This window comes from Carboxylicivirga marina (assembly GCF_016612505.1).
GTDB lineage: Bacteria > Bacteroidota > Bacteroidia > Bacteroidales > Marinilabiliaceae > Carboxylicivirga > Carboxylicivirga marina.
The window spans coordinates 102,411-122,571 of the sequence record NZ_JAENRR010000011.1; the positions used below are offsets into that span (position 1 = coordinate 102,411).

Below are 20,161 nucleotides of genomic sequence, written 5' to 3' on the forward strand. Positions count from 1 at the left end.
TATAACTATAAAAATAGTCAGCAAATTATTTATATAGTTTTATGACTATAAATATAGTAATAGCTCAAAATGTTTTGTTAATCAGTGTGTAGCGGCGTTGTGAAACTTTAGTTGTTTGACCTTGTTTGGTTAATGGTAATTTATTTAATACATTGAAGGTCCTCTTTGTATTAATATGAAGCATCTGGAACATAGTATAGATTTAATATTACAAACTGCCATTGAACCTACGGTAGCCTTTGAGAGACCTGGTTATGACGTAGCACTTCTAAATGACAAGGCATTTGACTTTTTTGGCTTCGAAAAATCACACAACTATTCATTACGTTCTTTTTGTAGCAGGGCTGATTTGTTTAATCAGAGTGCGGCTTTGGAAGTGTTTGATAATCTTGAGTATAATCAGCCAGTACAAAGAGACTGGCCTGTTCGATTAGGTGAAGTACATTGGCTATCGGCTTATATTCAATTAGTGAATAATGGTGGAGTCGATTATGTTTTAGTTGTGTTTAGGGATAATACCCTTCCTAAAGAAAGCCTTCTGAAGCTCGATAATATGATTGCCTATCGAGAAATGCTCGATAAACTGTTGGCTTATAATACCAATGTAAATGTTATTGATATACCCCAAATAATTGACCAATCGCTTGAGATGGTTGGTAATTACTTTGCTTGCGACAGAAGTTATGTTTTTGAGTATAGCGAAGATTTAAAATTTAAGAGTAACATCAACGAATGGTGTGCCAGCGGAGTAGACCCATACATTGATGATTTACAAAATATACCAATCAATTCGTTTCCATACCTGAAGAAACGTTTGCTGAAAATGGAGCTGGTTTGCCTAAATGATATCAATACCTTGCCGCCAGAAGCTATTGAAGAGCGTGAAGAATTTGCAAAAGAGGGTATCCAGTCTATTTTATTAATTCCATTTAGTGAAGGCGAACGACCAATAGGATTTGTTGGGCTCGATCACGTTCATATTTCAAAAGAATGGACAAAAAGTGAAGTATCGAATCTGAAGTTGTTAGCAAGAACGTTTGCCAATTTATTGGTTCGAATGCGTAATGAACGATTAATCGTTGATAATAGAAACATGTATCAAACATTGTTTGAGGCAGCCAATGAGGGAATTGGTGTCTTTAAAAATGGTGTTTGTATTGATGCTAATGCTAAAGCACTAAGAGAGATGCGTTGTTCATTGGCACAAATAGTTGGAAAAACCACTGTAGAATTATCTGCTACCATGCAACCCAATGGAAAATCTCCTACCTATTCAAATGTTTATGTAAGTGAAGCTGAGAAAGGATTTCCACAAACCTTTGACTGGCGATTAAAGCGTTTTGATGCAACTGAATTTGATGCTGAGATAAGTTTAAATAGCTTCAAAAGAGGTGATGAACGCTTGGTGATTAGCATCTTTAGAGATGTTAGTGAGTATAAGCGTGCAGTGAGTGACTTAATTGATAATCAGCGTATTTTAAAAAAGGAGATAGATACCATTGTTCGTCCAGTAGAAGACAGTAGCCAGCTTACCTTATTAAATGTTTTTGAGTTGGATCAACTGCAGAAAATGCAGGATGCTTTTTCGTTTGCAATGGGGATATCATCCTTGATAACTGACGTCAATGGCAAGCCAATGACCAGAATGTCTTTCTCAAATCATGTTTGTGCTAAAGTTCGTTCGACAGCCAAAGGACAGCAAATGTGTATGGAAAGTAGTCGTGATTTAGGCGAACGAGCAAATGCAGTGCTTAAACCCGTGTCAAGCCCATGTTTATCCTGTGGTTTCATTGATGCAGCTTCTCCTATTATCGTTGATGGTCATCATATTGGCAATTGGCTGATTGGGCAAGTGAGGCCTGATGATTTAGATTTGGAACATTTACTGGAATATACACGAAAATTAGGATTGGAAGACGAAGGGATTATCAGTGATTTTAGGAATTTAGTTGAAATAGCTCCAGACCACTTCGAGAAAATACTTAACCTGCTAAATGTACTAACCATTGAATTGTCGGCCATGGGTTATAAGAATTTGAAATTGGCCAAAACAATTAATCAACATGTTCATTTAGAGAAGAAATTACGTGAATCGAAGCAGAATGCAGAAGAGAGTGATCGCTTAAAGTCTGCTTTTCTTGCTAACCTATCGCATGAGATTCGAACACCTATGAACGGTATTGTTGGTTTTTCTGAATTACTGCAGTTTGATGGTTTAACTCCTGACGATAGGCGAGAGTATGTACGTTTAATTCATCAAAGTTCGAGTCAGTTATTGAATATTATCAACGATATAATTGATATTTCGAAAATTGAATCGGGTCAGATTGATGTTCATTCAGGCTATTTTGACTTGGTTCGATTAGGTGATGATTTACATGCATTCTTTCTTGATTCGTCAACTGGCAAAGGAATTGATTTGGTTTTTGAGCATAGTAATAAACATGAATTTGAAATTTATTCTGATGAAGTTAAACTAAGACAAGTATTAACGAACTTAATTTCCAATGCCATTAAATTTACCGCGAGCGGGGAGGTTGTATTTGGTTTTTCAATTGTCAATCAGGTAGAACTTGAGTTGTTTGTGCAAGATTCAGGCATTGGAATTGATACCAATGATGTTGAGTTTATTTTTGATAGGTTTTGGCAGGCTAAAGATTCGGATGTGAAGCGCGGTGGTACAGGCCTGGGGCTAGCTATAACCAAAGCCTACGTCGAGTTGCTTGGAGGTCATATAAAAGTGGAGTCGCAAAGAGAGATTGGAACACGCTTTAGTTTTGTGATTCCTAAAACTTTGAAATAAAAAAAGAGAAGCTCAACTGAACTTCTCTTTATATATTCTGATAATTGATTGTTTTTATACAATTCCGGCAAAGCCCATAAAAGCTAATGCCAATAGTCCGGCAACCACTAAAGCAATTGGAGTGCCTTTCATACCTTTAGGAATGTCCATCAAATCTAATTGTTCGCGAATTCCGGCAAAGGTGATTAATGCCAATCCAAAACCAATGGCGTGTGATATAGCAAATACAACCGACTTAACAATGTTGGTGTCTTCCAGGCCAAGGGCCAAAATTGCCACACCTAATATCGCACAGTTAGTGGTAATTAATGGTAAGAATACTCCTAACGCCTGATACAAAGGAGGGCTTACTTTTTTAAGAATAATTTCTACCAATTGTACCAATGAAGCAATTACCAAAATAAAGGTAATGGTTTGCAGGTATTGTACACCAAACGGCTCCAATACTGCTTTTTGAATGAAAAAGGTAACGATGGTAGCAATTACCATTACAAAAGTTACGGCACCGGTCATTCCAATACCCGTAGAGATTTTCTTAGAAACACCAAGGAACGGACAAATCCCCAGAAACTGGCTCAGTACAATGTTGTTAACAAAGATGGCCGATATAACGATTAAAATATATTCCATGCTTATGCCTCCTTTTTAACGTGGTTAATAAAAGCGATAAGGTAACCTAAGGCAATAAATGCACCCGGTGCTAATACAAATACCAGCATACCATAGTCTTCAGGGAAAATGGCTGTTCCGAATAATTTACCACTACCTAATAATTCACGAATAGAACCTAACATGGTTAAAGCCATGGCAAATCCTAGTCCCATTCCTAATCCATCAACGATAGATGAGCCCAGGTTGTTTTTTGATGCAAACGCTTCTGCACGTCCTAATACCAAACAGTTCACTACGATTAATGGAATAAATAATCCCAATGAATCGAATAGAGCTGGTACATAGGCTTGCATCGTCATTTCAACAATGGTTACGAATGTAGCGATTACAACAATAAAAGAAGGGATACGTACTTTATCTGGAATGAAATCCTTGATTAAAGCCACTACAAGGTTTGACATCACTAAAACAAATGTTGTTGCCAATCCCATTCCTAATCCGTCAATGGCAGATGAAGTCACACCAAGCGTCGGACACATTCCTAGCAGAAGCGTGAATACCGCGTTCTCCTTAAAAAAGCCTTTTGAAAAGTTTTTTAACTGGTTCATTCTGTACCTCCTTCCTCAGTTGAGGTATTTGAAGCAACCGGCAGGCTGCTTTGGTTTTCAGTATATGTTTCGAAAGCAATGCGTATCGCATCTAAAAAGGCACGCGAACTAATAGTTGCCGCAGTAATGGCATCTACCTCACCACCATCCTTGCTCACGGTAAGCTTGTTGTTCTTTGGGTGTTTGCCCAAAATACTCTGGTTTCCTTTGTCGGTTTTAAACCAATCAGCCATTTTTGTTCCCAGCCCCGGTGTTTCTTTGTGTTCCAACACCTGATAGTTAATGATTGTGCCATCAGGCTTTAGGCCAACCATAATTTTGATGTTGCCACTAAATCCTTTGTTGGTTTGAGATTCGATAGCTACACCTATTAATTCATCGCCTTTTTTAGCTGGGAAAAATTTTAGTACAAATCCCTCTTTTGATGTGAGTTCATACATTTCGTCACCAGGGTTATTGTCAAATCCTGAGACTACTTCTTTAATTGCGGCTTGCTGTTTAGCCATTTTAGCCGCTGCAATAGGTCCTTTGGTGAGCTCATACATACCGCCCAGCGAAGCCCCTGCCACACATGTGATGACCAGCAGGGTTAAAACCATATTTTTAAGCGTCGATTCTGTTTTTGCCATGATTTTTATATTTCCTGCATTAAGCTTTAGCTGGTTTTGCAACTTCGCCAAAACGCTTAGGTTTCACATATTTATCAATTAATGGTACAAATCCGTTCATAATCAGGATGGCGAATGAAACACCTTCGGGATAAGCACCAAATACACGAATCACAACTGTGATGACTCCAATTCCGATTCCATATATTATCATTCCTTTGTTGGCCATTGGTGAGCTAACATAGTCGGTTGCCATAAAAATAGCCCCTAGCATTACACCTCCTGTTAATAAGTGGAATAATGGACCTGCAAATTGCTCCGGGCTTACCAGATTAAGAATGCCTGTGAAGACAGCTATTGAGCCAATGACTGCAACAGGAATATGCCAGGTAATAATCTTACGAATGAGCATAAAGATTAAGCCAATTAGTAAAGCTGCTGCGGCCACCTCACCCGCCGAACCGCCCGACAGGCCAAAAAATAATTCCCTGATCGATGGCATATCAACGTGGTTCATTAAGCTGCTCACTGATTCGCCATTAGCTAAACCTTCTTTCATAATAGATAGAGGAGTAGCTCCTGTTTCTGCATCTAAATAATGTGCTTGCGAGGCAATTGGTTTAGGCCACAAGGTCATTTGCACCGGAAAGGAGATAAGTAAGAATATTCGACCAACCAATGCCGGGTTAAAAGGGTTATTACCCAATCCGCCAAATGACATTTTACCAATGCCAATAGCTACCAAGCTACCGATGATGATAATCCATATTGGTAAATTACTTGGCATGTTAAATGCGAGTAGAAGGCCTGTTAATGCAGCTGAACCATCCATAATGGTGGCTTCAGTTTTTAACAGGAACTTTTGAATGGCCCACTCAAAAAATACACACGACAATACCGCTGTGATTGTAACTATTGCAGCGCCCAGGCCAAAATAGTACAACGAAGCTGCCAGTGCAGGAACCAGGGCTATAATCACCCCATACATGTTCTTTTTCACAGAGTCGCCACTGTGTACATGCGGGGATGGTGATACGGTTAACCTATTCATTTTATATCGTATTATTTTATTCTTAGTTATTTAGTTCTGCTTCGCATGATTCGACCGACATTGCCTTTGCCCAATCGGATATAATCCAATAGTGGACGTCCGGCAGGGCATGTGTAGCTGCACGATCCACATTCAATACAGTCCATAATTTTTTCCTCTTCTGCTCTGTCCCAAATAGCTTTATCAGAGACCGTACTTAGCAAGTAAGGCGAAAGTCCCATTGGGCAAACAGTAACACACTTAGAGCAACGAATACAAGCTTCCATTTTCGGACGCTTGGCGATTTTATCAGGCATAATTAGTACCCCTGAACTTCCTTTGGTAATTGGCACCTCTGTTGATGATAGTGCTTTACCCATCATAGGACCGCCACCAATCACTTTGCCGGTGTCCTCAGGTAAACCGCCAGCTGCTTCAATTAGTTGGTTTAGAGGTGTTCCAACACGAGTCATGAAGTTAGAAGGTTTTGAAACTGATTTACCAGTAACGGTAACCACACGTTCAAACAGAGGTTTATTCTTCTGAATAGCCTCATATACAGCTACTGTCGTGCCAACGTTTTGTACTACTGCGCCAACTTCAATCGGTAATTTACCTGAAGGAATCTGACGTTGAATACAGGCGTCAATTAATTGTTTTTCGCCACCTTGAGGGTATTGTACTTTAAGTGGTTGGATGCTGATGCCTTCATACTTAGATGCCAGGTCTTTCATATGCTTGATGGCATCAGGCTTGTTGTTTTCAATACCAATGATGGCCTTGTCTACTTTAAGAGCCTTCATTAATATTTGTGTACCCACCATCATTTCATCACCTTTTTCCATCATTAATTGATGGTCGGCAGTTAAGTAAGGCTCACATTCGACACCATTTAATATTAGTACCTCACATTTTTTACCTGGAGGCACTGAAAGCTTAACATGGGCCGGGAAAGTAGCACCACCAAGTCCTACAATTCCTGCTTCTCCTACCTTCTTAACTATTTCTTCGGGTGTAGCTGTGATTTCTGTTACTAAATCTTCAGAACGATCTATGCTTTCGTCCCATTCATCACCTTCCGTTTTGATGATGATGGCTTTACGTTTGTATCCACTGGCATCTAGTACCTCATCTATTTTAAATACTTTTCCTGAAACAGGTGAATGGATGTTAGCTGATACAAAACCAGTTGACTTGGCAATTAACTGACCCACTTTTACCTCGTCGCCTTTATTAACAACAGGCTCTGAAGGTGCTCCAATATGTTGGGCAATAGGAACCGAAACTTGCTCGGGAACGGGCAAGATCTCAATCTTTTGTCCGGCTGAGAATTTGTTTTCTGCCGGGTGAACCCCTCCTAATGAGAATGTTTTTAACACGATTGGTCCTCCTATTTTATAATGTTTTTAATCATTTTTCTTATCTCTATATACGCTATTGATTAAGCGCTAGTAGCATTTCTATTCTGCTTTTTCTTCCACTGGCTTTTCCACCTTTGGTTTTGGAGGTGGGAAATTGACCATGTGAATGGCATTGGTTGGGCATTCAGCTACACACTTGCGACATAACTTACATTTGTTGTAGTCGATGTAGGCCAGATTGTTTTCCACTTCAATGGCATCAAAAGGACAGATTTTCTGACACTTTTTACAGCCAATACAAGCAGCCGAACATGCTTTTTTAGCAGCACCACCTTTATCTGTATTAATACAAGAAACAAAGATGCGACGACTCTTAGGCCCTTTTTTGCGTAACTCAATAATGTCTTTCGGACAAGCAGTAACACAAGCACCACACGATACACAATTGTCTTCGATGATGACAGGTAGTCCTGTTTTTTCATCCATGTACATGGCATTGAAATCACAAGCATCGACACATTCTCCCAGGCCTAAACAACCATTGGAACAACCTGTGTCACCTCCATAGAGTGAAGACGCAATTGTACATGAGGTTGCACCATCATATTCAGTAATACGTGGGCGGTTTTCGCAAGTGCCATTACAGCGAACAACTGCCACCATTGGGTCAGCAGCTGCTACTTCCTTGCCTAAGATGGCAGCGGTAGCACTCATGGTATCAGCACCTCCAACCGGACAGTTCAAGTCAGAAATGTCATCCGCTTTTACCATCGCTTCAGCAAAGGCCCGACAACCGGGGAAGCCACAACCACCACAGTTGGCTGCAGGTAAAGCTTCTTCAACCTGATCAATCCGGGGATCTTCAAAAACTTTGAATTTCTGTGCTACAAAATAAAGTATGATAGCGGCCAAAGCCCCTAACACACCTAACGAGATTATAGTTATCAGAACAACATTCATATTTAGTTGATTTGATGTTTTATAGTAAATGAAAAAGTTCGTTTTAGTTTATCTTTTAGCAGATAAATACCAGCATAGTAAGGAACCAAAATAGCCAATGCTAAACCGCCAGCTAATAATTCATTACCTGTTATGAAAAATGTACTTATTAAGGCTGCTAAAATTAAAAGTATAGGGTAGATGTAGGCCAAAAGAACCGCCTTAGGAGCCAAGGACTTTTTACCCATGAGCATTACCTTTTGACCCGTTTGAAAGCCGGTTTCTGATTGATAGATGTCAATGAGTTTATCCTGTAAATCGGCTGCTGTGCACGAGCCTTTAGCATGGCACGATGCGCAAGCTGATTCGTTCACAATCCTCACTTTAATGTGTTGAGGATTAAGCTCTGTCACTATGCCTTCATGCTCTATGTAATCTAAGTCTGCCATATACGTAGGGTGACAAATGTAGCGAAGTAATGGAATTGTCGCATATGTTAAAAGATATTTGTATTTAGAATGAATTAAAATAAGGAGGAGTACTTACAGTTAATTAGCTATTATTAAGCAATATTGAAGCTGAGTGCGGCTAATTTATTGGTGTTAAAAGATTTATAAAGAAAAAAATCAGTAATTGATTAAAGAAAATTCTCTTGAATAATAGGGGGTTCTTATAAGGTAATGCTAAAACCTCCGTATAGATTAAACGGCAATGCAGGGTAATAATATCTGGGCTGATTGTTTCCAAAAGATGGTGCATTTATGAGTAGCATTGAAGCATAATGTGTATTCAGAAGGTTGTTAGCACCTAAATAGATGTTCGCTGCCAAGGATTTCCATTTAAGTTTTCGACTTACTTTTGCATTTAATACACCAAAAGGAGTATATGATTTGTTATTACTATCGTTTAGAAATTGTTCACCATACTGGCGGTAGTTTAATATTAAAGTATTACCTGCTGCTTGGTAAGTGGCTTGTGTGAAAAGAGAATACTGAGGGATACCTGGCAAATGATTGCCACTAAAATCAATACCATCATCGATGAATTCATTAAACTTGTTTATTGAGTAGGCAAACGTACCGGATAGAGTCAATGAATTTGCATGCCATAAAAGACGATGATTGATACTGGTTTCAATTCCTTTATGATCGGTCTTACCAGCATTCACACCATAGAACACTGCTTCACTTTCACGTTTTGTGACCAGGAGGTTTTTCATCTGCATCCAATAAGCAGTTAGTTCGGCATTGGTGTTTCCACTCGATGATGAAAAACGGTATCCGAAATCGACGTGATACCCTTCTTCTGGTTTAATTTCGTCATTAAACCCTCCAGAAGGTAACTGAGCTTCTTCAACCGATGGTGGGGAAAAACCATGCCCAGCTGCCATATAAATGTTAGAATGCTTGTAAAGTTGGTAGTTAGCTCCTATTCTGGGTGAAAAAACAATAGGATATTGATGGCTTGTTTTTAAATCGTTGAACTCATCTGTGTTATTATATTGTGTGAGATTTACATTGAAACCTCCCTGGATACTTAATTCAGGAGTTAAGAAGTAATGAGCTAAACCAAAGGTGTTGATGTATGTCCGTTCAATAGTGTTTTTACTCAATGGTGTGCCCTTGTTGTGTTCTTTAACTCCAAGGAGCGTGAGCTTGTTTTTTTCAAACATAACTTCAATACCACCTTCCATTTTTATTTTCTCGAATTGGTAGCTCAACTTATCGCGTATGCCAATGGCAAGTTTTGTTTCGTCAAGCTGATTAAAAGGGCGAAGCTCATCCAGATTGGTGATGATGCTGAAAAGATTGATCGAATGCGTTAAGTTTTGATTCAATGCTGAGCTCAGTGCTATATTAAAAATGTGTCGATTCGAATTTTCGTAGCCGCAAATGGCAGCCCATGAATCAGCCGCTTTGCTTGGCTCATTATGAAAGTCAGTACTGTCTAATGAGCTGGGGATTTGACCATTAAAATGGCGAAAATTATATAGATAATGCATATGATGCTTGCCTAATCGATATTTTCCTTTGAGCGTGATGTTGTATCTTTTATAAGCACTGTTATCTCTATAACCGTCCGTTTTAAGTTGCCCGGCAGTGAGCCAGGTTTTGCCTCGTTTAGCTGACAGTAGTATTGATATTTGGTTGGAAAAAGTACCATAAGCTGCTACTTCACTTTTAAGATTCAGGTGATACGAATTATTATTTAATTCCCATGGGTTTATAACAATAACTCCTCCTAATCCGGCTCCATAAAGGGCAGATGCCGGGCCTTTTAATACCACTATGTTATTGATGTCATTAAAACCTATGTCTTCAATGGAACTCACGCCATCACCATCGGTCATAGGAATATCGCCCCAATAGACTTTGATGCGATTGCTATTGTATGGAGTACGCGAGCCAATGCCCCGTATGGTGATTCGGCTTGTGCTCAATGTACCTTCTTGCATAAATACACCAGGTATGGCATTAAGCTGATTGGCAATTTGATATGAGTTGCCGTTTTCCAAAGACAATGAGTCGATTATTGATATGCTTCCGCTCCACTGTTTTAAAGCCCAAATGCTAAAGGGGGCATTCACCGAAACTTCATTCAGTAACAAGTGCTTTGGCTGAATGGTATCCGATATTTCGCCTCGATTAATTTGTGAATATGTAGTTAAACCAATTAATAAACTTATGGCAATAACTAAATGGCGCAAGTTAGGTCGCATTTACAGGGGCATTAATCTTAGGATTTTACCGGGTTTCTCAATGGCCACATAAATATATCCATCAGGACTTACTTCAACGTTTCTAACGCGACCAATACCTTCCAGTAATTTTTCCTCATGAATGACTTTTTCACCCTCAAGTACAACACGATGAAGGTATTCAAAACGAAGTGAACCAGTGAGAATATCATTTTTCCATTGTGGATAACGCTCACCTTTTACAAAGGTCATTCCGCAAGGTGCTATACTTGGTACCCAGTAATGCAATGGCTGTTCCATACCCACTTTGGCGGTGTCATTGGTAAAGGTGGTACCATTGTAATTAATACCAAATGATATAATTGGCCATCCGTAGTTTTTACCAGGCTCTACAATATTAATTTCATCACCTCCTTTTGGTCCATGTTCATCGGTCCAGATATGACCTGTAACAGGGTGCATGCAAACTCCTTGTGGATTGCGATGACCATAGGAATATATGGATGGTTTAGCACCTTTAACGTTAATAAATGGATTATCTTCAGGAATGCTACCATCGTCGTAAATACGGTGGATTTTTCCGCAATCATTATCAAGAGATTGGGGATTTTTGTCTCTGTTACCTCTATCTCCAACTGAGAAGTATAAGTAGCCTTCTGTATCAAATTCCAGTTTACAGCCGTAATGATGACGTTTGTTTGTTTCAGGCGAAGCTTTAAATATGACTTCTTTATCAATTAATTGATCATTGTGTAAGCGAGCGCGCATGATGGCTGTATTGGCAATGTTTTTGTTATTTTCATTAGGAGAGGAGTAAGCCAGGTAAATCCAACCGTTTTGTTGATAGTTTGGGTGTAATTCTAAATCGAGCAATCCACCCTGACCTTTTGCCATCACTTCTGGTGATTGTAGTATTTTAATGAGTTGCTTGTCTGAAGAATAACGAAGAAGATCACCATTTCTTTCGGAAATAAGCAGTGAGCCATCAGGTAGGAATTCTAATCCCCAGGGTACATCCAGGCCCCTGACTACAGTGTCAACTTTGAATGTTTGCACTTCGCTTTGGTGAATAGCAGAAGAAGCTGTTTTATCTGTAGTGAGCGTTTTTTGTTTGGCCAACAGAAGAATATAGTCAGCCAATTCTTCGATTTGGTCATCGTTAAGTCCTTCTTTAAAAGAAGGCATTCCAAACGAAACCCGACCTAATTTTATACTGTTTATTATCTCGTCTTTACTGCCTCCAAACAGCCATTGACGTTCGGTGAAAGGCGATTTATGTTCATTGTGGCAGCCTATGCAATAACTGTCGTATAGCTCATTCCCTTTTAGCGTACTATGCCCATTTGCTTTTTTGTCATGGCAGCTTATTAATGCCAAGCCAATCATCATTAGTGCTATTATACCCTTGTTTTTCATACTGGTTGGAATTTGGGTTTCTCATAGCTAGTAACAATGTAGAATTGATATTGTTAATGGATTGAATAATTAAGATTCTAAGAAATAGATTTCCTAGGAAGTAGTCGTGAATATTCGGGGTGGATTTGTACTAATAAAATCCCTAAATTGGTTATTCTCACTATGTAATGCTAAATATTTACATTCACTATAACCCTTAATTGATTTAACTATGAGAGAATTAGTATCAATAGCCCTGTTGCTTTCTATGTTGATGCCATCATTCGCCCAAGAAGAAAGTAAAGGCTCATTTAATATTTATGGTCATGTAATGACCGATGCCGGATATAACTTTCATCAGGCGAATCCAGACTTTTTTGATGTGATGCGTCCTTCGCAATTACCTACTTATGAAAATCAATATGGAGTCGATGGCAATTTATTCTACAGCGTGCGTCAAACCATGTTAGGTATAGAAGTGGTTCAGCCCACAAAAAAAGGCGATTTGAAAATTGACTTTCTGTTTGATTTGTTCGGAGTTGGGTCTAATACAGGTCAAACAGCTTTTCATATGTTAGTAGCTTATGCAGAAATAGGTAAAGTAGGAGTCGGTCATAATTGGAGTTTGTTTTGTGATATTGGTTGTTATCCTAATATTATTGAGTATTGGGGGCCTGTAGGGCTATCATTATGTAAGGCCGTTCAGTTTCGCTATATTCCTATACAAGGACGGAATCGACTGGCGATAGCACTTGAAAACCCCGGAGCTACAGCCGATGAAGGGAAATATGTTCGATATTTTGAAATGGATGATGTTGAACCGAAATTTAATTTGCCTGATTTGTCTGCTGAATTTCGGATGACCCGTAAATGGGGATATGCCGAGCTTGCCGGTATTATTCGAAAAATAGAATGGGTCGATAAGGGTGAAGATGCGTTTGAGATTAGTGGCACAGCCATCGGTTGGGGACTACACTTTAGTTCGAACATAAATATTAACAAAAACAACATGCTAATAAGTAATGTCGTAGTTGGTGAAGCCATTCAGAGTCTGATGAACGATGGTCCTACCGATATTGCCTTACAAAGAACCAATAATATTGAGGCTCCTTTAAAAGGTGTTGCTCTGCCAATTACTTCTTTTTCATTGTATTTAAATCATAAATGGAATAAGGAATTTACCAGTGCCATTGGCTATTCAGCAGTTTTTACCGATAATACAAGTGGACAGAAGGCTGATGCTTTTAAGAAAGGAGAATATGCCAGTACGAACCTACTGTATCATCCCACATCAAATATTTCCGGGGGAGTTGAATTGCAATGGATACGTCGAAAAAATTACCAGGATGGCGCAATACTCGATGATAACTTAATTGAAAGTGCCGGTGCATTGAGGGTACAGTTTTCAGTTAAATACCGATTTGGTCATCGCTTTATTTAGTCAAGCTGGTTGGACATTATTTATTAAAGTCTAATTTTACAACAATTGAAAAATTACTTTAATAAAATCAAATGAAGATACTAGTAGTCGGAACCGGAGGCGTGGGTGGTTATTTTGGTGCAAGACTCGCACAAGCAGGTAATGATGTCACATTTATTGCGAGAGGTAATCACCTGGAAGCAATTCGTGAAAATGGTCTTCTGGTCAAAAGTATTAATGGCGATGTATGCATTAAAAATGCTCATGCTGTTGATGCTATCAGTGATATTAAACACCCCGATTTAGTTTTAACTGCTGTTAAAGCCTGGCAAATAAAAGAGATTAGAGAAGAGATTGCGCAAGTAATTCATGACGAAAGTATAGTATTGCCATTACAGAATGGCGTGTTGGCAGCTAAGGAATTGGCAGAAGTCATTCCTGCAAAAAACGTAATGGGTGGTTTATGCCGCATCTTCAGTATGATTGAAGCTCCCGGAGTCATTAATCACGTGGGCTATAAGCCAGAAATTGTTTTTGGAGAACCAGCAGGAAGCTCATCAGTGCGCACGCAAAAATTAAGTCGGCTTTTTGAGCAGGCAAATATTTCATATAAGTCGTCTAATGATATCGAAGCAGATGTTTGGAAGAAGTTCATATTTATCTGTACCAGTGCTTTGCTGGCAGTAACGAAAACAACTTATGGCGAGCTTCGCGAGTTGAAAGAAACCCGTTCGATGATGATTGGCTTGTTGAACGAGATTTATGCCGTTTCGCAAAAGGCAGGGGTGAACATTAAAGCTGAGTTTATTGATAAAACCATTGCGGTAATTGATTCTGTGGCATATGATTCGACATCTTCTTTAACGCGCGATGTGTGGGAAGGTAAACCTTCTGAAATAGAATATCAAAATGGGACAGTTGTGAAGTTGGCTGAAGAATATGGTGTTGAAGTACCGGTGAATCGCTTTGTTTATCATGTCATACTTCCTATGGAATTAAAGACCAGAAGCCTGAAAGGAAATGCTTAATTTAGAATTCAATCCTCACACTTTAAGATTGAGACAGAGACGATCGGGAGTCAGACAAAACGATACCTGATACAGATAACATGGCGCCTGATATCGCCAACATCTTACCCGATACAATCAGAGACGTAAAAGGTATAATAAGAATGGCAAAGGGTATTTACAGAAGCTTACATTAGGCTGTTGGATACATACCTGATGCTACCAGCCCTGTGACGGATGCATGCCATAATAAGTTGGCAAATAATAGTTTTTAAAATAATAGCGTCCTAAACGTTTTATCCTATTCCTCGAAACGAATTGTTACGAAAGGGCCTTAGCTGGTGAGCTATAAAACAAGGTTGTTTGACACTTAAAAATCGTTTTCTGTGTGAGCGAAGCGAGTTTAAACGGTTTCAGTCAAAGAACTGTAGTTTTATGAGTGAAGCAGGTGCAGCCTTGATGCTTTTTCCTTAGTTTTTGTCATCAAGAACATCGTAACGATAAAGAATTGAATATTCTTAATCGTTTCAGTTTTAAGTCGGGTTTGGGCTGAAAGCCCAATTGGTAAAAATAATTAGGACAATATTGTTTTTAAAACTAAAGAAGATGAGCAGCCTCTTTATCCAATAGCCACTCGGTTTTATTCTTATTTACTAATGCAGCCGGATATTGTTTGTAACTGCCTTTTTGATTGATAATTTCATCTACTTTTTCGGCTTTATTTTCACCAGTTACCAAAAAGAAAATTTGCTTGCTGTTGTTAATAATATCTCCCGTCATGCTCACGCGTACTTGTCCTGAATCGGGATGTTGAGCCAGTTCGCAGATATTACGACTGTGCCATAAGTCAATCTGGTGTGGAAAGATGGACGCTGTGTGGCCATCATCGCCCAGGCCCAAAAGCATAATATCAAACTGTGGGATGCCATTATGCAGAGGAACATTATCATTAACAGAATGAGTATATGCATTCAATGCTTCTTGTGGTTCCAGCTCACCTTTAACTCTAAAAATGTTGACAGCTCGTGTTTTAACATGGTCAAATAGATACTCACGCGTCATACCAAAGTTGCTCTCGGGATTGGTAGGTGCTACCATGCGTTCATCACCCCAGAAGAAACGAATTTTAGTCCAATCAATGGTTTTGTCGTATTCTTTTGAGAGTAATTCAAAAATAACTTTAGGTGTGCTGCCGCCCGAAAGAGCAATGTATAATTCAGGTTTCTCTTGCGTTGCTTTCAATAAATACTCGCCAAAATAACGCGCAAGTTCTTGTTTGTTGTTAAATATCTTTTGCATAATTATTAAAGGTTAGTAAACAGGTAATTAGGTAGAAGGTGTTTTCCAAACTATCTTCTGTATAAATCAAACAACCTGTAATTTATAGTTCACAATAATTACCATCGTTCGCCAGGTTTTTACATGGGTAACGCCAGGTAATGTCATCCTGTTCAATTAAATCATCTGATACATCTGGCCCCCATGTGCCCGCCGGATATCCGTGCACCGGGATGCTATTGTCATTTTTCCAGGCATTAAGTATTGGGTCAACAAATTTCCAGGCAGCCTCTACCGCATCGCCACGATGATATAGTGTACTGTCGCCCAGCATGCAATCCAGCAGAAGGCGCTCGTAGGCACTTGGTAAATAAGTTTCAGATAAATCACTATAATGAAAATCCATGTTTACATTCTGTACTTTGAAGCCTGCACCTGGTACTTTCATGCCAAATTTCATTAAAACACCTTCATCGGGCTGAATGCGTATAACCAGCTGATTGTAATTCTTGCAAATAGACTCATCATCGGCAAATAAATGATGCGGTGTGGCTTTAAAGTGAATGACAATTTCGGTAACCCGGGTTGGTAACATTTTACCACTCCGAATGTAGAAAGGTACATCGGCCCAGCGCCAGTTGTCAATAAAAAGTTTAATGGCAGCAAATGTTTCGGTGCGAGAGTCAGTAGCTACACCTTCTTCCTCACGGTATCCCTTTACTTGCTTGCCCTTTATGTTAGAAGCAATGTATTGTCCTCGTATGGCGTATTGTGCCACCTCTTTTTCCTGTATTGGCCGAAGAGAGTGAAAGACCTTGGCGATTTCGTTACGAATATTGGTGGAATCAATCAGTGCAGGAGGCTCCATAGCTACCAATCCAACCAAAAGAAGAAGGTGATTTTGAATCATATCACGCATGGCGCCAGAACCTTCATAATATCCACCACGATTTCCGACACCAATGTTTTCAGCTCCTGTAATTTCTACATGGTGAATGTAATTTCTGTTCCATAAAGGTTCGAAAATACCATTTGAGAATCGTGTGACCAGTAGATTTTGAACAGTTTCTTTTCCCAGGTAATGGTCGATACGATAAATCTGTTCTTCTTTGAAATTAGTAAGGAGCGACTTATTAAGCTTTTGTGCCGTTTTTAAATCATAGCCAAATGGTTTTTCAACTATCAATCGCTTAAAACCTGTTGACTCATCACTTAAGCCTTGCTCATCTAGCTGAGCAGGTATGATTTCATACATGCTTGGAGGAGTGGCAAGGTAATATATGAAGTTTCCTTCTGTCTCGTATGCTTCATCAAGCTCCCTCAGTTTTCCTTTTAGCAGGCAATATTCATCAGGGTCTTTGGTGTCGAACGAGAAGTAATGTAATTTTTCCAGATAACTGTTGAGTTTCTCTTCGCTGTCGGGTTTATTTAAGGCAAATTGTTTAATGCCTTCTTTCATCTTATCACGAAAAGCTGTATCCCCCAAATCGGTTCGTCCAAGTCCGAGTATGGCAAACTTTTCAGGTAATAAACCCTGATCGAATAAATCAAAAACGGCAGGTACCAATTTGCGATACGTTAAATCGCCTGAGGCACCAAAGATGACAAGTATATGATTTTTAGGTTGATTCATATTTTGCTTAGTTTATTTCAAAATAACAAGCTGCAAGATAATGAAGCTGCATAGAACTTAACAAGCGCTGTGAAGGTATTGTTTGCTATTAAATAAAAAGGATTGCACTAATGATGGGATTAATATGGGAGAGTAAATATTTGAAAAAGCGAAAGGTGCTGTTTTTTACGAAGCACCTTTCGCTTTTTCTTGATTATCTTTTAGTCAATATTTATCCCAACTCTGAATCCCCATCGAGCATAACTGCCATCTTCAAAACCAGCAAAAACTCCTGCGCTGCCAATCGACAAGATTTTATTCATGCTGTAACCAACTTCAATGTAGTTCTTATAATTGGGCTGGGTGAGGTAGCTTGTGTAGAGGTTCTCAGTCCACAGGCGATTACTCATCCATGGCAGAAACTTCAAGAACAAGTATGGAGTCGTATAAGATACATGTGCTTTGGCATACCATTCATTGGTGCTGTAGCGGTAATCATCCAATACTAAAAAGGCATTTTCCCACGATTTGAAATTAACAGGTATCTCAGATGTGTTGAAATGCTGGAAACGCGAAAAATGCATTTGATCATTGCGTGAAAAATAGCCTGCGCCAACTTGCCAGTTAAAAGCATTGGAAATTCCCCACTCCTTTTTCTGTGAGATGTCTCCATAAATTAATTCATAGTCAGAATCACTATTGAAAATATCTGGGAAACCTCTCATGTAATTTATATTGAAGGTTGGGTACTTTGAATCTACTAATTCCTTTCTTCCATCTTTTATTCTGTACCTTTGACGCGGAGTATAGCTAATTTTCAATAACAAACTCGCATCAGTTTGGTCATTGAGGTGACTTTCACGTAATTGTTCATTTTGGGGAATGTTTTCTTCGTATGTCTTCTTTTTCTTAAAGAAAGAATAATCTGTGGTGTTAAATAATTCTTGAAATTCATTATAAGAACTTTCAAGAATTATTTGCAACCCATTAATAGGGTCAATAGCTCCTTTGAAACTTAAAAAATCCCTCTGATAGAGCTTCATATAATGCTCTTTAAAATACAATGCTGAATAGGAGTTAAGGGTAGGATCGATGCCATATTTATTATTGAAATCGAAGGAGTTTTGGCCTGTAGATATACTTAATATGCCTCTCCTGAGAGGAGCGAATTTAAAATTAGAACATGTACTCCACATTATTTTGTTTCTACTAAATTTATAGTCAAGCATTCCAAATATATCTATATTTCTATTTGAATCAAGTTCATGGTGGAAGCTTACCTTCTGCTGGTAGCTAAATCCATCTACTGCATTAAAGTGACTCTTTACATAAATGCCATGATACTTGAAATAACTCGATGAGTCTGTTGAGTAATACTTGTGTTCAGATAATAACAATTTAAGCAAAATGGATTCAGACGAAGTTCTTGCAGAATCGGCTTTCTGAACAATCGATTTAAGTGAATCACGTATTTCATAACTATACAATTCTTCACTCGTTAAAGGAATTGGGCGAAGTTCTTCGAAATAGATTGAATTTTTGTTTAAAGTATCTTTTGAATATTCGACAAGATAATTATCCTTAATTTCAAGTGATTCGTGTTTGTTTGATTTTTTAGATATTTCCTTCTTATGTATACGTGTTAAGCGTAACATGTCCATTTTTGATAGTTTCTCCTTGGCTACAATTTTTTCAATTTTTCGTTGGTTTCTGTTTAATGTTTGATTCACATTCTTAGTATTAGTTTCATTATCTGAATAATCTATAGGGAGTTGTTTTTTAAGGAGTAATGGGGTTTCTATGTTCTCGTTAACCAGTATGTTTGTATACGATAGATTGCCAGTGTAATGGATGTCAATCTTATTTCCTAAAAAGGCGATGTTCCATTTTAACCCATAATTGAAAGGTAAAGATGTTATTCCATTTGTCGAGTTATAATTCTGGTATATATTTATTTTTCCAATCCCTGTATCAAAATTGAGATTTACAGAATGAATGCTCCAGCTTTGATCAACAATGTAAATATGTCCGCTATAACATGTTTTGTTATTTCTCTTTGGAGTAACTTTTATTTTATTAATTATATGATTGTTGTCCTTGTAATAACCTTCATATGTAAATGTATAGTGTGAAAATGCTCTTGGAGATAATGGAGAAACTATCGATTTATTATTTGTCATATAGAAATTCCATTGCATGTGCCTTAATGCGTCAAAATTATCTTCATTGTATCTAGGGTTACTACTTATGGTTGAAATTACTTTGTGCTGAATCTGATCTGGTTTATTAAATATGATCTTATTTATTGATTCTTCCGTAATAGTTGATCCTTCCTTGATTACAATCGTAGAATCATTCTCATTCTTAAAGAAATCAGCAATTTTCTTTAAATATAACGTCATTTTAAGGTAAAGATCTGCCTCGTAATGCTTTGTTAATTCCAAGTAATAAGGTGCTAAGCTTATTGCTTTTCGCATAATAGGGTAAGCAGGATCTTCTTCCCCCGGGAGAATTTTCACTTCCTGAATTTGGAAATGTTGTGTTTTTAAAGTTATATTATTTATGACTATGTTATTCTCTATTGATACTATCACTTCATTCTTTTGAAATCCTAATGCTTGAAATTCAATTGTGTAATTACCTTTTTCTAATCGTAGTTTGTATTCTCCTAACTCATTTGTAATAGTGCCTGTTTTTGTTTCTTTTATATAAATAGTTAATCCTTAACAACATCATAAGTCATTAGTTATCAACAATAAATGTGAATAACTAATGGCTTTTAAGCATTCT

The 20,161-nt window shown here is 38.3% G+C and carries 15 protein-coding genes and 1 pseudogene; 3 read left to right on the top strand and 13 right to left on the bottom strand.

Annotated features, from left to right (window positions below):
• Nucleotides 1-175: 175 nt before the first annotated feature.
• Nucleotides 176-2,803 carry a PocR ligand-binding domain-containing protein gene (locus JIV24_RS06870; protein ID WP_200464288.1) on the top strand — a complete coding sequence of 876 codons (2,628 nt, stop codon included), beginning with the start codon at nt 176-178 and terminating at the stop codon, nt 2,801-2,803.
• Nucleotides 2,804-2,857: 54 nt separating this feature from the next.
• Here JIV24_RS06870 and JIV24_RS06875 read toward each other — a convergent pair whose 3' ends face one another.
• The 9 genes from JIV24_RS06875 to JIV24_RS06915 form a co-directional block, all read right to left on the bottom strand.
• Nucleotides 2,858-3,433: an electron transport complex protein RnfA gene (locus tag JIV24_RS06875; RefSeq protein ID WP_200464289.1), complete on the bottom strand. Its 576-nt coding sequence runs from the start codon at nt 3,431-3,433 to the stop codon at nt 2,858-2,860.
• Nucleotides 3,434-3,435: 2 nt separating this feature from the next.
• Nucleotides 3,436-4,023 carry an electron transport complex subunit RsxE gene (rsxE, locus tag JIV24_RS06880; RefSeq protein ID WP_200464290.1) on the bottom strand — a complete coding sequence of 196 codons (588 nt, stop codon included), beginning with the start codon at nt 4,021-4,023 and terminating at the stop codon, nt 3,436-3,438.
• Nucleotides 4,020-4,652: an RnfABCDGE type electron transport complex subunit G gene (locus tag JIV24_RS06885; RefSeq protein WP_200464291.1), complete on the bottom strand. Its 633-nt coding sequence runs from the start codon at nt 4,650-4,652 to the stop codon at nt 4,020-4,022. Before JIV24_RS06885 ends, rsxE begins: the two co-directional genes overlap by 4 nt.
• 19 nt (nt 4,653-4,671) lie before the next feature.
• Complete coding sequence (locus JIV24_RS06890) at nt 4,672-5,682, bottom strand: RnfABCDGE type electron transport complex subunit D (RefSeq protein WP_200464292.1); 1,011 nt, start codon at nt 5,680-5,682, stop codon at nt 4,672-4,674.
• A 26-nt stretch (nt 5,683-5,708) separates the two neighbouring features.
• Nucleotides 5,709-7,040 (bottom strand): electron transport complex subunit RsxC, encoded by a 1,332-nt coding sequence (gene rsxC, locus JIV24_RS06895; protein ID WP_200464293.1) that lies wholly within the window; start codon nt 7,038-7,040, stop codon nt 5,709-5,711.
• Between the two features lie 81 nt (nt 7,041-7,121).
• A complete protein-coding gene (locus JIV24_RS06900) occupies nt 7,122-7,982 on the bottom strand; it encodes a Fe-S cluster domain-containing protein (RefSeq protein WP_200464294.1) in 861 nt (286 codons plus the stop codon).
• A gap of 2 nt (nt 7,983-7,984) precedes the next feature.
• Nucleotides 7,985-8,410 carry a SoxR reducing system RseC family protein gene (locus JIV24_RS06905; protein ID WP_200464295.1) on the bottom strand — a complete coding sequence of 142 codons (426 nt, stop codon included), beginning with the start codon at nt 8,408-8,410 and terminating at the stop codon, nt 7,985-7,987.
• Nucleotides 8,411-8,631: 221 nt separating this feature from the next.
• Nucleotides 8,632-10,680: a TonB-dependent receptor gene (locus JIV24_RS06910; RefSeq protein WP_200464296.1), complete on the bottom strand. Its 2,049-nt coding sequence runs from the start codon at nt 10,678-10,680 to the stop codon at nt 8,632-8,634.
• Nucleotides 10,681-12,075 carry a PQQ-dependent sugar dehydrogenase gene (locus JIV24_RS06915; RefSeq protein ID WP_200464297.1) on the bottom strand — a complete coding sequence of 465 codons (1,395 nt, stop codon included), beginning with the start codon at nt 12,073-12,075 and terminating at the stop codon, nt 10,681-10,683.
• Nucleotides 12,076-12,286: 211 nt separating this feature from the next.
• Here JIV24_RS06915 and JIV24_RS06920 point away from each other — a divergent pair, with 211 nt between their 5' ends.
• Together JIV24_RS06920 and JIV24_RS06925 are read left to right on the top strand one after the other, a co-directional pair.
• A complete protein-coding gene (locus tag JIV24_RS06920) occupies nt 12,287-13,495 on the top strand; it encodes a DcaP family trimeric outer membrane transporter (protein ID WP_200464298.1) in 1,209 nt (402 codons plus the stop codon).
• A 71-nt stretch (nt 13,496-13,566) separates the two neighbouring features.
• Nucleotides 13,567-14,502, top strand: coding sequence for a ketopantoate reductase family protein (locus JIV24_RS06925; RefSeq protein WP_200464299.1), 936 nt, complete (start codon nt 13,567-13,569; stop codon nt 14,500-14,502).
• 576 nt (nt 14,503-15,078) lie between these two features.
• Here the strand turns inward: JIV24_RS06925 and pgl are convergent.
• From pgl to JIV24_RS22865, 4 genes and pseudogenes are all read right to left on the bottom strand, one after another.
• On the bottom strand, nt 15,079-15,780 hold the full coding sequence (gene pgl / locus JIV24_RS06930; protein ID WP_234445733.1) for a 6-phosphogluconolactonase: 702 nt from the start codon (nt 15,778-15,780) through the stop codon (nt 15,079-15,081).
• Nucleotides 15,781-15,862: 82 nt separating this feature from the next.
• Nucleotides 15,863-17,392 (bottom strand): glucose-6-phosphate dehydrogenase, encoded by a 1,530-nt coding sequence (zwf, locus tag JIV24_RS06935; RefSeq protein WP_200464300.1) that lies wholly within the window; start codon nt 17,390-17,392, stop codon nt 15,863-15,865.
• A 200-nt stretch (nt 17,393-17,592) separates the two neighbouring features.
• A complete protein-coding gene (locus tag JIV24_RS06940; RefSeq protein WP_289048125.1) occupies nt 17,593-19,890 on the bottom strand; it encodes a DUF5686 family protein in 2,298 nt (765 codons plus the stop codon).
• A gap of 6 nt (nt 19,891-19,896) precedes the next feature.
• Nucleotides 19,897-20,085 (bottom strand): annotated as a pseudogene (locus tag JIV24_RS22865) (carboxypeptidase-like regulatory domain-containing protein); the annotation flags it as partial.
• Between the last annotated feature and the right edge of the window lie 76 nt (nt 20,086-20,161).